Raw genomic sequence first — 13,296 nt, 5'->3', positions numbered from 1 at the left:
GGCTTGCCTCCGAGCAGCCCGCGCGTCCCCGGGCGGTGCCACGGTCAGGGCATGTCCACGCTCTTGCTCGGCCTTCTTCAGGCCGCCAGCCGGGTGGCGAACAGGCGTTCTGCCAGCGACAGCAACTGCGCTGGGACGTCCGTTTCATCGCCGTCGCTCCCGTGGCCGAGGAAGACGGCGTTGCCGCTCACCGGAGCTTCGATGGGGTTGCCGGCTTCGCGGATCAGGACTTCGGCCCGGGGGTTCAGTGGCAAGGGAATGGACTTGGCCTGGTCATTCAGGAATGCGTGCCAACCTCGTCCTGATATGGCTTCCACATTCCCTTCCACTAATGCCTGCCGACTGGCAAGGCACAATCCAATTTCCTCAATCCTGACGGGCTCGTGGAGCCGGGCAGGAACAATAAGTGCAACAAGGAATTTCCGCATGACAATCTGTACACTTTCTGGCTGCCAGCAGCTGTGCATTTCCGCCTTGAACAGAGCGTGCAGCTACGGCAAGCCCCGTGAAAACGGTAATCCCACCTGCTTCGACACGGGCGCGAGGACCTTACCGTTGGCTTTTCCTGGGCTTGGTGAAGCGGTTTTCGCTGCCCTCGGCCTTCGCCCGCTTTTCCGCCCTCTTTTCGAAAATGGTTTTCCCCGACTTTTTTGTCTTTGCATTTATTGGTGATTTACCGGACAAGCCAATCATTCCCTTCCATTCGCTTTACCAACACCATACCTGCTTATATTTTTTAAGCCAGCCAGGAAGCCCCGGCCGTCGTAGTTACTGCGGCATAACCACTTTCCTTCCTCGCAACTCTGGTTGGGACGGCTGTTGCTTGCTAGCGTGGCCGCATGAGCCCCTCCAAGACACCCGCGGAGATCCTGGACGTTGATGGTGCCGAAGTCCGCATCTCGAATCCGGATAAGGTGGTCTTCCCCGAGCCTGGGCTGACCAAACTGGACCTGGTTCACTACTACCTGGCGGTCGCTGATGGTGCCTTGCGGGGAGCCGGCGGCCGCCCCATGGTCCTCAAACGCTTCCCGAAGGGCATCAACGCGGAGCCGTTCTTTCAAAAACGCGTGCCTGAGAACCATCCGGCGTTCATCGACACTGCAACCCTGCATTACTCATCCGGCACTTCCGCGGAAGAAACGGTCATCAGGGACGCCGCGGGCCTGGCCTGGGTGGTCAACCTGGGATGCCTGGACCTGAATCCCCATCCGGTACGCGCCGAGGACCTCGACCATCCGGATGAACTCCGGGTGGATCTCGACCCGATGCCCGGGGTGGACTGGTCGCAGATCGTGGACACCGCCTATGTCGCGCGGGAGGTACTGGCCGACGTCGGGCTGGTAGGCTGGCCAAAGACGAGCGGCTCGCGCGGGCTCCATATCCTGGTCCGCATTGCACCCCAGTGGTCCTTCCGCGATGTTCGGCTCGCCGCTGAAACGTTGGCGCGTGAAGTGGAGAACCGCGCCCCGGGCTTGGCCACGGCACGGTGGTGGAAGGAAGAGCGTGGCGAAAGCGTCTTCGTCGACTTCAACCAAAATGCGAAGGACCGCACTGTCGCATCGGCCTATTCGATCCGCTCCCTTCCGGATGCCCGGGTCTCAACCCCACTGAGCTGGGAGGAAGTCCGGACCGCCCGGCCAGAACAGTTCACCGTGCTCACGGTCCCCGCCCGATTCTCCGAATCCGGCGACCCCCACGCGGGCATTGATGACGCCGCGGGCTCGCTGGACGGCCTGCTCGCCCTGGCCGCGGAGCTCGGTCCGGCAGAGAAGGCGCCGCGGGCAGGCGACGGATCGGGCCGGAGGATGTCCACGATGCCGCTGATCGAGGTTGCCAGGACCAAAACGAAGCCGGAAGCCCTCGCAGCACTCGACCAGTGGAAGTCAGGCCATTCGGACCTCACTTCCGCACTCCACCCCGCCGACGTGCTCATTGACGGGATGCGCGGTTCAAGCTCCCTTTGGTATCGGGTGCGCATCAACCTCCAACACATCCCTGAAGCGCAACGGCCTGCGCAGGAAACGCTGATAGCCGACTACGATCCCTGGGCCGGCAAGGATTGGCCGGGCCGGCCGTGACTTCGGCGCCGCCCATGCAGGATCTGTCCGTGTCCTTGGTCCTGATAGCCATGCTCGGCGTTGCAGCGCCACTTGCAGCGCGATTGCTGGACCGCGTGGCCAAGGTTCCGATCGTGGTTTTCGAGATTGGCTTGGGAATTTTGTTGGGCCCAAGCCTGCTGGGGTGGATCGAGTCGACCCGCTTCACCGACACGTTGGCCGACTTCGGCGTTGCCATGCTGTTCTTCGTCGCCGGCAATGAGATCGACTTTTCGACCATCAGGGGAAGGCCTGCAAACCGGGCAGCAGCGGGTTGGATCATCTCGCTCGCAGCAGGAATCGGCGCCGGCTTCCTGCTGGCTCCGGGCCCGGAAGCGGCCGTGATCATTGGCATCGCCTTGTCTTCCACGGCATTGGGTGCCATTCTGCCGATCCTGCGTGATGCCGGGACCTCGACGTCGCCCCTTGGAATCGCTGTGACAGCACTCGGGGCGGCCGGTGAGTTCGGGCCCCTGATCGCCATTTCGCTGTTCTTCAGCGGGCGCCAGGTGGGCATCGCGTCGGTGGTGCTGGTGGGCTTTGTTGTCCTCACGGGTGTGGCGGTCTTCTTCGCTTCCCGGGCACGGCACACCTTGTTCCACGCCCAAGTGACCCGGACGCTTCACACGAGCAGCCAGTTCGCGGTCCGGTCCATCATGCTGATCCTGAGCGCGCTGGTAGTGCTCAGCACGGTGTTGGGCCTGGATATGCTGCTCGGCGCTTTCGCCGCCGGCGTCCTCTGGAAAACCGTCATGGCCCGGGCTCCGGAGGAGGACCGGAAAGTGGTTGAAACCAAGATCGACGCCGTTGCGTTCGGTTTCCTGGTCCCCATCTTCTTTATCGACGCCGGTATCGACTTCGACCTCGCTGCCTTGACCTCCAGCCCCGCTACCCTGGCCCTGGTCCCCTTGTTCGTGGCCCTCTTGCTCATCATCCGCGGGCTGCCATCACTGCTCGCCTCTCCGCCAGGCGCCCCGCCCAACGAGAAACGGGCCTTGATCCTGTTTGGGGCAACTGGGCTGCCCATCATCGTTGCCGTGACCGCCATCGGCCGGGACCAGGGGCTTATAACCAGCGGAATCGCCTCGGCACTGGTGGGGGCCGGAATGATCTCACTGCTGCTCTTCCCGCTCATGGCACTCCGCCAGATCCGGCCACGGCTCAGGACGGATGCGCGGCCGGGTTAGCATGGGTGCGGACACGTCCTATAAGGAGGCTGCATGCCGCACATCGTTGATTTTGACAAGGTTTCCACCGCCGGGCTGGAGTCCTCGCCAGTGGCCGAAGCCCTTGCCGGCTTACGCGCCAACGAGGCCCGGTATTTCCGGAACAAGTACCAGCACGTCTTCACTGTGAGTCCGGCCAGCGAGGTCCCCGACGTCGTTGAACGGGTGAGCCGCATCCTCCGGGAAGAACGCGGCATCGTTATCGGATCGCCGGCCCTGGAAGCTACCGCCTTCGAAGTCGACGGGTTGAGCATGGCCTACGTTTTCTACCAATCGGGACTGTCCATCAACGTGATGTATGGCATCGAGGGCGGCAAAAGGGCTGTTGGCTTCAAACTCTCGGACGGCATGGAGGTTCCGGAGGAACTGGCCGCCAATTTCAAGTTCGCCAGGCAGAAGTCCAAGCTGGCTGGGGTCATCCGCGGTTCGTACTTCGTCATCAAAGGTGAGTACTAGGCACAGCCGGCCCAGCAGCCTTGAGTGGACGGACGACGGCGGCCTCCCGCCGTCGTCCTTCCGTCCCACCGACGGCGATGGGCGGCGTCGTCAGGCGCGACCCCGAAGGATCAGCCGCCAATAAACCTGCGGGAACATGATCCTGTCCACCCACCAGGAAAGCCGACTCTCCTTCCAGGTGGGCACCTTGGGGATGGTTGGCATGGGCCGGTAGCGGTTGTCGAATTCGGCGAAGACCACTGTGTTGCGGGAAACCGTGAACGGGCACACCGAGTAGCCGTTGTACTTCTGCGTGACGGGTTTTCCTTCCCGGGCCGCCACGAGGTTCCTGGCGAGAACCTTGGTCTGCTTCCGGAGCGCCCCGCCGGCCTTGGAGTTGGAGGTGCCGGCAGCATCGCCCAGGGACCAGACGTTGGCGTACCGGGGGTGGCGCAGGGTTTCGGTGTCCACCTCGACGAAACCGCCCTGGTCCCCCGCGGCCGGGAGGTCGGTGGATGTGAGCCAATCGGGCGCGGACTGGGGTGGTACAGCGTTGAGGACCTCATACTGCAGCTCTTCGATGGTCCCTGCCGCGGTGTCACGGATACTGGCTGTCCGGCCGACCGGGTCCACCGAGACCAGTTCGCTGTTGGTCCGGAGCTCAATGCCGTACTCGGCTATCTTGCGTTCCAGCTCCTGGTCCACCTCCGGGACACCGAACACCGTGGGATATGGCTGGATCATCACGACGCGGATTTTGTCGAGGACTCCCTTTTCCTTCCAGTAGTCGCAGGCCAGGTACATCGGTTTCTGGCTGGCGCCTGCGCATTTGACGGGACCGGCAGGCATGGTGAAGATCGCCGTGCCCGAACGCAGGGCGCTGAGCAAGCTCCACGTCTTGGGGGCAAGCTCGAATTCGTAGTGGGACGATCCGTAGGGTGAATTTACGGCCTCTGCCAGGCCGGGCACTGCTTCCCAGTGGTACTGCAAACCTGGGCACACCACCAGGTGCCCGTAGTCCACTGACGAGCCGGACTCCAGCATGACGGTGTTGGCTCGCGCATCAACGTCCGTTGCCTTGTCCCTGATCCAGGTGACTCCCTTGGGCATCACGGACTGCTGGCTGCGGACAGCTTCCTTCACCTGGGCGCGTCCGCCGGCGATATGGGAAAACAACGGTTGGTACAGGTGATGGTCGCGGGGCTCGATAAGGGCAACGTCCTTGACCCCGTACCTCACCAGGCGTGCTGCAAGGGAGACGCCGGCGTTGCCACCGCCGATGATCAGTACCTCGTGCCGGGCCACGGCACTACTTCTTCTCGGTCAACGCTGCGCCCTTGTGCGCTGCCCGCGCGCCGGTCTTCTCCGATTCGACGACGTATTGCGGCTCATCTTTGCTGGCGCGGTGCGTGTTCCCGTCCAGCTCGAAGTCGCTGGTCTTCTTCTCCACGATTTTGCCTTGGGTCTTCCCCTGGGAGGTGTTCCACTCCACGCGGGTCCCTTTGCTCAATGTCATGTCCGCTCCTGGTAAGTGGTGGTCTCCCCTAAGATGCTCCCTAATGGTAAGCATCATGATCATTTCCCGGTAGCCCCGCTCCCCGCGTCATGACACCCCCCGGTTGTCTGTCATGCTTAAGGGTCGCCATTTTTACGCGCAAGGGACTGCGGCGGAATCTTGGTGCACGCCGAACCCGGAGCACAACTGCGCTTTCGGGCTTGGAATGGCGTAATAGGGGTACAGTCACCGCAGGAACGCGGGACAGAAACGAACAGGGGCTTGAATTGGCAGGGAACGCAACCTTCAGGCACAGCAACACCGCTCTGCTGTCGGTTAGTAGCGTCGAGGCTCCACGGATCGTCAGCTCCTCGGACTTCGACCGGAAGTTGGCTACCACCCTGAAGCGGTTAAAGTTCCCGCCCCGGCTCCTGGAACGCGTTGCGGGCGTCACGCACCGACGCTGGTGGGCGGCTGGAACATCGTTTGACGATGCCGCCGTCGAGGCCGGAGCCAAGGCCTTGGCCGATGCCGGAGTCGAAGCTTCCGAGGTCGGCTTGCTGATCAACACCTCCGTTACCCGCCGCAACCTCGAACCGTCCGTTGCAGTGAAGATCCATCACGAACTGGGCCTGCCATCCTCGGCCATGAATTTCGACCTCGCCAACGCCTGCTTGGGGTTCGTCAACGGGCTGATCCTGGCCGCCAACATGATCGACTCCGGGCAGATCAAGTACGCGGTCATCGTCAACGGTGAGGACTCACAGCTGACGCAGGAGGCGACCCTTGCCAGGCTGCAGCGGCCTGAAACGACCCGGGAAGATTTCAATCGGGAATTCGCCACGTTAACCCTCGGGTCAGGAGCCGCGGCCGCAGTCCTGGGACCCGCCGACGAGCACAGCGGAGCGCACCGGCTGGTGGGCGGCGTGATGCGCGCCGGCACCGAACACCACGAATTGTGCGTGGGCGGCATTGACGGCATGACCACCGATACAAAGGGCCTGCTCGACGGCGGCCTGCAACTCGTCGTCGACGCCTGGCACGAAGCCCAGCCCGAATGGAACTGGACGGCCATGGACCGCTACGTGACCCACCAGGTCAGCAATGCCTACACCCAGGCCATCATCAACGCCGTGGGACTGGACCCTGACAAGGTTCCCATCACCTTCCCGCACTGGGGAAACGTGGGTCCGGCTTCGCTCCCCATGACCCTCGCCGCCGAGGCACAGTCCCTGAGCGCCGGAGACCGGGTCCTCTGCATGGGTGTCGGCTCCGGACTGAACGCCGGCATGGTCGAAATCGTATGGTGACAGGTACCTGGCCGGGCGTACGCCCCGAATGGTCACGGACAATTGACGTGCCCTCCACTTCCGCCGTGGATGCTCCCGGAACCCTTCGTCAATGGCATATCCTGGACAACGGCGAACAGCTCGCGCGGCGCGGCCTTACCCCCGCCGGCACCCTGCTCTGCGTGCATGGGAACCCCACCTGGTCCTATCTGTGGCGAACACTGCTGGCCGCCGGAACCGATCCCGCCCAGCCTTGGCGCGTCATCGCAGTTGACCAACTGGACATGGGCTACTCGGAACGTACCGGCGAATTCCGCCGCCTCGCCGACAGGATCAATGACCTGGGCGACCTCACCGATGCCTTGGGCCTGGAAGGCCCCGTGGTCACTGTCGGCCACGACTGGGGAGGTGTGATCAGCCTCGGCTGGGCGTTGGCCCACCCCACTGAGCTGACCGGAGTGATCCTCACCAACACAGCGGTCCACCAGCCATCAGAATCCAAGATCCCGCCCGCACTGCGGCTTGCCTTGCACCCGGCCGTTCACTCCTGGGGGACGACGACGTCCGATGCTTTCCTGCGGGTCACGCATTCCTTGGCGTCTCCTCCGCTGCCCGCCGACGTCCGGAAAGCGTACATGGCCCCCTACAAGGGTCCGCATCGCCGCAGTGGCGTGGGAAATTTCGTGGCCGACATTCCCGCTGACGCCAACCACCCCAGCTTCCCGGCGCTTGAAGCCGTGGCCGAGGGCCTGAGCGAAGTAAAGGTCCCCGCTTTGATGCTCTGGGGCCCGCGCGACCCTATTTTCTCCGACCGCTACCTCAAGGACCTTATCGGCCGCCTTCCCCACGCGGAGGTCCACCGCTTCGAAGGGGCAGGCCACCTGCTCGGAGAAGACCGCGACATTGCCACGCCTGTTTTCCAATGGTTGGCAGGGCACGCACAGGACGGAACCCAACACAGCGCAGGCACCCGTCCGGACGCCGTGGTGACGGGAGAAGCCGCCCCGGAGCTGGCTGCTTTCCGCCCCCTTTGGGACGAGCTCGGCACCCTGGCGGAGTCTGCCTCCGGCGCCGATACCGCCGTCGCTGAAATGGGAGCCGATGGCAGCGTTGCGAGGTCGCTGAGCTGGCACGGGCTCAACCGCAGGGTGCTGGATACGGCGGCAGGACTTCGGGAAGCCGGTGTTGTCAGTGGCAGCCGCGTAAGCCTCATGGTTCCGCCGGGCGTGGACCTGACAGTGGCACTCTATGCCTGCCTTCGGCTGGGCGCCGTGGTGGTCGTGGCGGACGCCGGGCTCGGAACCAAAGGCCTGAGCCGCGCTGTCAAAGGGGCAACACCGGATTTCCTGATCGGCATCGACAGGGCACTTGCTGCAGCCGCCGCGCTCGGTTGGCCGGGGCGTCGGATCAGCGTCCAGGACCTGCCAGCCACCCGCCGTCGACTTCTTCGGGTTGAAACCTCGCTTACAGCGTTGGCCCGGCGCAGCGGGGGCGGTTTGGACGTGCATCACGCTGCCGTGGATCCCGAGGCTCCAGCGGCCGTGCTGTTCACGTCCGGATCAACAGGCCCCGCCAAGGGCGTTCTCTACACGCACCGGCAATTGGCTGCGACGCGGGATACGCTGGCGAAAACCTTCGACATCCGTCCGGGCGCCCGGCTCGTGGCAGGTTTCGCTCCGTTTGCCCTGCTGGGTCCCGCCCTGGGTGCCGTCTCGGTCACCCCGGACATGGACGTTACTGCCCCCCGCACCCTGACTGCCCGCGCCCTGGCAGATGCCGTTGCTGCGATCGACGCCACGGTGGTCTTCGCCGCCCCGGCAGCATTGCGTAACGTGCTGGCCACGCAAGACGGGATCAGCGGTGCGGGCCAAACAGCCCTGGCCGGGGTGCAGCTGCTCCTCTCGGCCGGTGCACCCATCCCGGAGCCTCTCTTGGCGCAGGTGCAGCTGTTGTTGCCGGGCGCCTCGCTGCACACGCCGTACGGCATGACCGAGGCGCTCCCCGTCACCGACATCAGCCTCCAGGAAATCCAGGCCGCCGAAGCCGCCATCGGGACCATCAAGGGAGCCGGCAACGGCGTCTGCGTGGGCACGCCGGTTCACGGTGCCCGCATTGCCGTCATCCCGCTCGCTGAGGACGGGACCGCATCAGGTTCCCAGCCCGTGACGGAGGCCGGCGTGACGGGCGAGGTCCTGGTCAGCGCACCCCATGTGAAGGACTCCTACGACCGGCTCTGGTTGACCCAGCAAGGGAGCACCAATCCTGTCGGCTGGCACCGGACCGGGGACGTAGGTCATTTCGACGCCGAAGGCCGCCTCTGGGTGGAGGGACGCCTGCAGCATGTCGTCACCGCGCCTGGCAAGGCGGTGACGCCTGTTGGTGCGGAGCAGGCCGTCGAGCGCTTGGACGGTGTGGGGCTGGCCGCCGTGGCAGGCGTTGGTCCTGCGGGCACCCAGGCGATTGTCGCCGTCGTCGAGACCGTCCCTCCGGTCCGGAAGGCCGGACCCGCCGCGCCGCATCTGGCGCACCGCGTCCGCGCCGCCGCCCGGGAAGCCGGCGTCGATGTCTCTGCCGTGTTGGTGGTTCCCAACCAGCCCACGGATATCCGGCACAACGCCAAAATAGACAGGACCCGGCTGTCCGCTTGGGCTGCACGGGTGCTGGCCGGCGGCCGTCCGGGCAAACCATGAAGGTCCTGATCACAGGCGCCAGCGGCTTGCTGGGGCGGGAAGTGGCCCGGCTGCTGGTGCGGCAGGGCCATAACGTCACGACATTCCAACGAAGCCCTTCCGGGATCGACGGCGTCACTGACGTGCGGGGGTCGGTCACGGACGCTGCTGCGCTTGGCAGCGCCCTCAAGGGCGTGGACGGGGTGATCCATCTCGCCGCCAAAGTGTCGTTCACGGGCAGGGCGGCCGAATTCGACGACGTCAACGTCCGCGGGACAGCCCATGTGCTCTCGGCAGCCAGGGCCGCCGGGGTACGCGACGTAGTCTTCGTGTCCTCACCCTCCGTAGCCAATTCAGGTGCCGCCATCGTCGGCCTGGGAGCCGGTCCGGCCGACCCGAAGCATGCCCACGGCCACTATTCCCGGACCAAGGCAGAGGCCGAACTGCTGGCACTCGCGGCGGATGCGTCCGATTTCCGTGTCACCGCGATCCGCCCGCACGTCGTGTGGGGACCGGGCGACACCCAGCTCGTGGAGCGTGTTCTCGCCCGCGCAAAACAACGGCGGCTGCCCCTGCTGGACGTCGGCGCAGCCCTGATCGACACCACCTACGTGGACAACGCGGCCTCGGCTATTGTCACCGCACTGCACCGTATGGACCTTGTACACGGCAAAGCCCTGGTGGTCACTAACGGCGAGCCCCGGCCCATCGGGGAACTGCTTGCCGGCATTTGCGCTGCAGGCGGGGTTCCGGCCCCTGCATGGGCTGTACCGGGCCGCGTGGCCCGGGCAGTGGGCTCGGTGGTCGAGAAAATTTGGATCCTGGCAGGACGAACAGAAGAGCCGCCGATGACCCGGTTCCTCGCTGAGCAGCTCTCCACTGCGCACTGGTTCGACCAGCGCGAAACGCAGGAACTCCTCGACTGGAAGCCGGCCGTTTCCATCGATGAAGGACTCGCTAAACTCGGAGAATACTACGGTTCGGGGCAGCATCGCTGAGGCGCTGCGCCCCTTCCGGCGCGGCCACGCCGTGCCATAGTCTGGGCCCATGCTGATCTGCTCCACCTGCGCTGTTGAACGTAATGAACCTGCTCCGGCCCTCTGTCCTATCTGCACGGACGAGCGACAGTATGTGCCCGAGGCCGGTCAGCATTGGACCACGCTCGACAAACTCGCCAAGAGCGGACACCACACCACCCTGATGGACAGCGAGCCTGGCCTCGTAAGCATCGGGACCCAGCCCAAGGTGGGGATCGGCCAAACGGCCCAGCTTGTGGTGACTCCGGCCGGATCGCTGTTGTGGGATCCGGTTGGCTACGTAGACGATCACGCAGTTGGCGCCATCCTGGAACACGGTCCCGTCCTGGCCATTGCCGCCAGCCATCCGCACATGTTTGGCGTGCAGGTTGAATGGTCCAACCGGCTGGGGAACGCCCCTGTCCTTGTGTCCGAAGCTGACCGGGAATGGTTGGGCCGCGGAGGCCCTAACGTCACCACCTGGTCAGGCAGCAGAACCATCGCGGACGGTCTGGTGCTTCACCAAACCGGCGGCCACTTTCCCGGCAGTGCCGTGGCGCACTGGGCAGCTGGTGCGGACGGCAGAGGGGTACTGCTCACCGGGGACAGCGTCTTTCCCAACCCCGATCGCCGTTCCGTTGCCTTCATGCGAAGCTACCCCAACCATCTCCCGCTCTCAGGTTCCGTGGCTCTGCGCATCGCCGCGCAGCTTGGCGACCTGGAGTTTGACCGGATCTATGGCAACTTCAACAACAAGATCCCATCAGGTGCCAAGGAAGTGTTGCTCAACTCCGCCCAACGGCACGCCGCCTGGTCCCGGGGAGACTTCGACCATCTGTGCTGAACTGCCTCCCCCGGACCCATTGGGTCCCGCCGGCGTCAGGGGCCGCTTGTGACGGGCCTCCACGGCTCATGCTGGTGCGGAAGCCACACAGCCTCCGGGTTCAATGAACGCACCAGGAGCTGTCCCTCCGTACGGGGGTTATCGACGTCATCGAACCACACCGCAGTATCCCCTGCGATGATCGTGGGGTGCTTGTCGCCGTCGAGCACCACCACCTGGGAACCGCGGGTGTGGCCGGATGCCGGCAAGAGGCGAAGTCCAGGAAGCAGCTCGAGCTCCTTATCGACCGGCACATAGGTGACCCCGGGCGCGTCCACCCATTCACGGATGGTGTAGTCATCAAGGGTCCGGGCGTCCTCGAGTTCCTGGCCCTGGACATAAATGGGTTTGCCGGCAAAGAGGTGGTTGCCTCCGCAGTGGTCGAAGTGCAGGTGTGTGTTGACCACTATGTCGATGCTGCCGATGTCAAAGCCCTGCTCCCTTAAGGGGAAAAGCCGGGGGTCCATGTCGGCAACCGCCGGATGGAGCTCCGTCAGGCCGGTGTCCACCAGGACGCGGGCATCAGGATGCTCAATGACGTGGACATAGACGGGCATCGGCGCCCCCTCGGCTATCAGCTCCGCTACGCGGAGGGGCGTGATACGGATCGAACGGCCAGATTTCATGTCTTTTCCTCTGTTCCGGCGGAAACCGCTGTAGGACGTAAACGGACTGGTCAATTCTTTTTGGGTTTACCCTCGACACCCATAGTAAGTGTGCTTAGTATTGAGCTTCAATCAGTTTCTCTTTTGCGGACGGACCGGCAGGAAAATTGTCCTGGACAGCCTGCCGTCCGAAGGCCTTGGGCCTACCAGCCCCCTGGAAGCGATTCACAGGCAAGAACCTGCATTCCCCCATTTCCTCGCTGACTTAGCACCCTTCATCCGGGTGACGGCTGCGCCATCACTCCGGTCAGGGCTCCGCGCCATTCTGCGACTGCCCCCGCCGGAAGCTACATCGACCTGGTCGAATCAGCATGGGCAAAAGAAAAGAGCGGAACAATGAAAGCAGTAGTTTACAAGGGACCGAACGACGTCAGCGTCGAGGACGTCCCGGATGCCAAGATTGAGCATCCCGCCGATGTTCTGGTGCGGATTACGTCAACGAACATATGCGGCTCGGACCTCCACATGTACGAAGGCCGGACCAGCTTCGAAACCGGGCGTACTTTTGGCCATGAAAACCTCGGTGAGGTGGTCGAAGTCGGCCCTGCGGTGAACAAAGTCAAAGTTGGCGAACGGGTCGTCCTACCGTTCAATATCGCTTGCGGGTTCTGTAAAAACTGCGAACGTGGTTTTACCAACTACTGCCTCACCATGCAGCCCGAGCCCAAGCTCGCCGGCGCGGCCTACGGTTTCGCGGACATGGGACCCTACCAGGGCGGCCAGGCTGAGTACCTGCGCGTACCGTACGGTGACTTCAACTGCTTGCGCCTGGGCGAAGACGCTGTGGAGAAGGAACTCGACTACGTGATGGTCGCAGACATCTTCCCCACCGGCTGGCACGCCACGGAGATGGCCGGGGTGTACCCCGGGGACTCCGTAGTCATCTATGGTGCGGGACCCGTGGGGCTTATGGCGGCCTACTCGGCCATCATTAAAGGGGCTGGCAAGGTCATGGTCGTGGACCGTCAAAGCGACCGCTTGAAGCTGGCAGAACAGATCGGTGCCATTCCCGTGGATGATTCCGCAGTGGACCCGGTGGAGTTCGTTAAGGACCAGACCATGGGATTCGGGGCCGACCGGGGCTGCGAATGCGTTGGATACCAGGCGCACGATACCGAGGGCAACGAACACGCGAACATGACGCTGAACCGGCTCGTGGACTCGGTCCGGTTCGTCGGCGGCCTGGGTGTCGTGGGCGTCTTCCTGCCCCAAGACCCCGGCGCCCCGGACAAACTCGCCAAGGAAGGCCAGGTGGCCTTCGACTATGGGAACTACTGGTTCAAGGGACAAACAATGGGTTCGGGACAGTGCCCGGTGAAAAAGTACAACCGGGCCCTGCGCGACCTCATTGCCGGCGGAAAAGCCAGCCCCTCCTTCCTCGTCAGCCACGAGCTGCCGCTGGATCAAGCTCCCGAGGGCTACAAGAACTTCGACAACCGCGAAGACGGGTGGACCAAAGTGGTCCTCCACCCTTCAAACGCATAAAGCCGGACAGGGGATCTCGAATGTCCGAGCAAACAAT

The 13,296-nt window shown here is 63.9% G+C and carries 12 protein-coding genes; 8 read left to right on the top strand and 4 right to left on the bottom strand.

The features are described from left to right. Positions 1 to 77: 77 nt before the first annotated feature. Positions 78 to 428 (bottom strand): DUF3846 domain-containing protein, encoded by a 351-nt coding sequence (locus tag AC5RU9_RS06150; RefSeq protein WP_494015747.1) that lies wholly within the window; start codon positions 426 to 428, stop codon positions 78 to 80. A gap of 411 nt (positions 429 to 839) precedes the next feature. Between AC5RU9_RS06150 and ligD the strand changes: the two genes are divergently transcribed. From ligD to AC5RU9_RS06135, 3 genes are read left to right on the top strand one after another with little or no spacing between them, the layout of a single operon-like run. Next, the gene (gene ligD, locus AC5RU9_RS06145) at positions 840 to 2,078 is read left to right on the top strand and encodes a non-homologous end-joining DNA ligase (RefSeq protein ID WP_494015746.1); all 1,239 of its coding nucleotides are present in this window, start codon (positions 840 to 842) and stop codon (positions 2,076 to 2,078) included. Further along, entirely contained in the window at positions 2,075 to 3,283 is a 1,209-nt protein-coding gene (locus AC5RU9_RS06140; protein ID WP_494015745.1) for a cation:proton antiporter, read from the top strand. Before ligD ends, AC5RU9_RS06140 begins: the two co-directional genes overlap by 4 nt. A 33-nt stretch (positions 3,284 to 3,316) precedes the next feature. Continuing rightward, positions 3,317 to 3,778 (top strand): DUF8821 family protein, encoded by a 462-nt coding sequence (locus AC5RU9_RS06135; protein ID WP_211712553.1) that lies wholly within the window; start codon positions 3,317 to 3,319, stop codon positions 3,776 to 3,778. Positions 3,779 to 3,868: 90 nt separating this feature from the next. Here AC5RU9_RS06135 and AC5RU9_RS06130 read toward each other — a convergent pair whose 3' ends face one another. Further along, a complete protein-coding gene (locus tag AC5RU9_RS06130; protein WP_494015744.1) occupies positions 3,869 to 5,062 on the bottom strand; it encodes an NAD(P)/FAD-dependent oxidoreductase in 1,194 nt (397 codons plus the stop codon). Positions 5,063 to 5,066: 4 nt separating this feature from the next. Beyond that, entirely contained in the window at positions 5,067 to 5,273 is a 207-nt protein-coding gene (locus AC5RU9_RS06125; protein WP_211712551.1) for a hypervirulence associated TUDOR domain-containing protein, read from the bottom strand. Positions 5,274 to 5,539: 266 nt separating this feature from the next. Here AC5RU9_RS06125 and AC5RU9_RS06120 point away from each other — a divergent pair, with 266 nt between their 5' ends. From AC5RU9_RS06120 to AC5RU9_RS06105, 4 genes are read left to right on the top strand one after another with little or no spacing between them, the layout of a single operon-like run. Next, complete coding sequence (locus AC5RU9_RS06120) at positions 5,540 to 6,562, top strand: 3-oxoacyl-ACP synthase III (RefSeq protein WP_211712550.1); 1,023 nt, start codon at positions 5,540 to 5,542, stop codon at positions 6,560 to 6,562. Next, positions 6,556 to 9,231, top strand: coding sequence for an alpha/beta fold hydrolase (locus tag AC5RU9_RS06115; RefSeq protein ID WP_494015743.1), 2,676 nt, complete (start codon positions 6,556 to 6,558; stop codon positions 9,229 to 9,231). Before AC5RU9_RS06120 ends, AC5RU9_RS06115 begins: the two co-directional genes overlap by 7 nt. Further along, positions 9,228 to 10,208 (top strand): NAD-dependent epimerase/dehydratase family protein, encoded by a 981-nt coding sequence (locus tag AC5RU9_RS06110; RefSeq protein ID WP_494015742.1) that lies wholly within the window; start codon positions 9,228 to 9,230, stop codon positions 10,206 to 10,208. Before AC5RU9_RS06115 ends, AC5RU9_RS06110 begins: the two co-directional genes overlap by 4 nt. Positions 10,209 to 10,257: 49 nt before the next feature. After that, positions 10,258 to 11,070, top strand: coding sequence for an MBL fold metallo-hydrolase (locus tag AC5RU9_RS06105; RefSeq protein ID WP_494015741.1), 813 nt, complete (start codon positions 10,258 to 10,260; stop codon positions 11,068 to 11,070). 35 nt (positions 11,071 to 11,105) lie between these two features. Here the strand turns inward: AC5RU9_RS06105 and AC5RU9_RS06100 are convergent, their stop codons facing one another. Beyond that, entirely contained in the window at positions 11,106 to 11,735 is a 630-nt protein-coding gene (locus AC5RU9_RS06100; protein ID WP_494015740.1) for an MBL fold metallo-hydrolase, read from the bottom strand. A 375-nt stretch (positions 11,736 to 12,110) separates the two neighbouring features. Here AC5RU9_RS06100 and AC5RU9_RS06095 point away from each other — a divergent pair, with 375 nt between their 5' ends. Continuing rightward, positions 12,111 to 13,259: a glutathione-independent formaldehyde dehydrogenase gene (locus tag AC5RU9_RS06095; protein WP_494015739.1), complete on the top strand. Its 1,149-nt coding sequence runs from the start codon at positions 12,111 to 12,113 to the stop codon at positions 13,257 to 13,259. Positions 13,260 to 13,296: the final 37 nt, after the last annotated feature.

This window comes from Arthrobacter sp. B0316-5-4 (assembly GCF_059090325.1).
The sequence above is the reverse complement of the archived record's forward strand: the minus strand, read 5'-3'. Positions and strand labels throughout refer to the sequence as shown.

Excerpts from the sequence above, each read along its gene's own strand:
- ligD (WP_494015746.1), top strand. The coding sequence starts at position 840 with ATGAGCCCCTCCAAGACACCCGCGGAGATCCTGGACGTTGATGGTGCC.
- AC5RU9_RS06125 (WP_211712551.1), bottom strand. The coding sequence starts at position 5,273 with ATGACATTGAGCAAAGGGACCCGCGTGGAGTGGAACACCTCCCAGGGG.
- AC5RU9_RS06115 (WP_494015743.1), top strand. The coding sequence starts at position 6,556 with ATGGTGACAGGTACCTGGCCGGGCGTACGCCCCGAATGGTCACGGACA.
- AC5RU9_RS06150 (WP_494015747.1), bottom strand. The coding sequence starts at position 428 with ATGCGGAAATTCCTTGTTGCACTTATTGTTCCTGCCCGGCTCCACGAG.
- AC5RU9_RS06095 (WP_494015739.1), top strand. The coding sequence starts at position 12,111 with ATGAAAGCAGTAGTTTACAAGGGACCGAACGACGTCAGCGTCGAGGAC.
- AC5RU9_RS06100 (WP_494015740.1), bottom strand. The coding sequence starts at position 11,735 with ATGAAATCTGGCCGTTCGATCCGTATCACGCCCCTCCGCGTAGCGGAG.
- AC5RU9_RS06105 (WP_494015741.1), top strand. The coding sequence starts at position 10,258 with ATGCTGATCTGCTCCACCTGCGCTGTTGAACGTAATGAACCTGCTCCG.
- AC5RU9_RS06135 (WP_211712553.1), top strand. The coding sequence starts at position 3,317 with ATGCCGCACATCGTTGATTTTGACAAGGTTTCCACCGCCGGGCTGGAG.
- AC5RU9_RS06110 (WP_494015742.1), top strand. The coding sequence starts at position 9,228 with ATGAAGGTCCTGATCACAGGCGCCAGCGGCTTGCTGGGGCGGGAAGTG.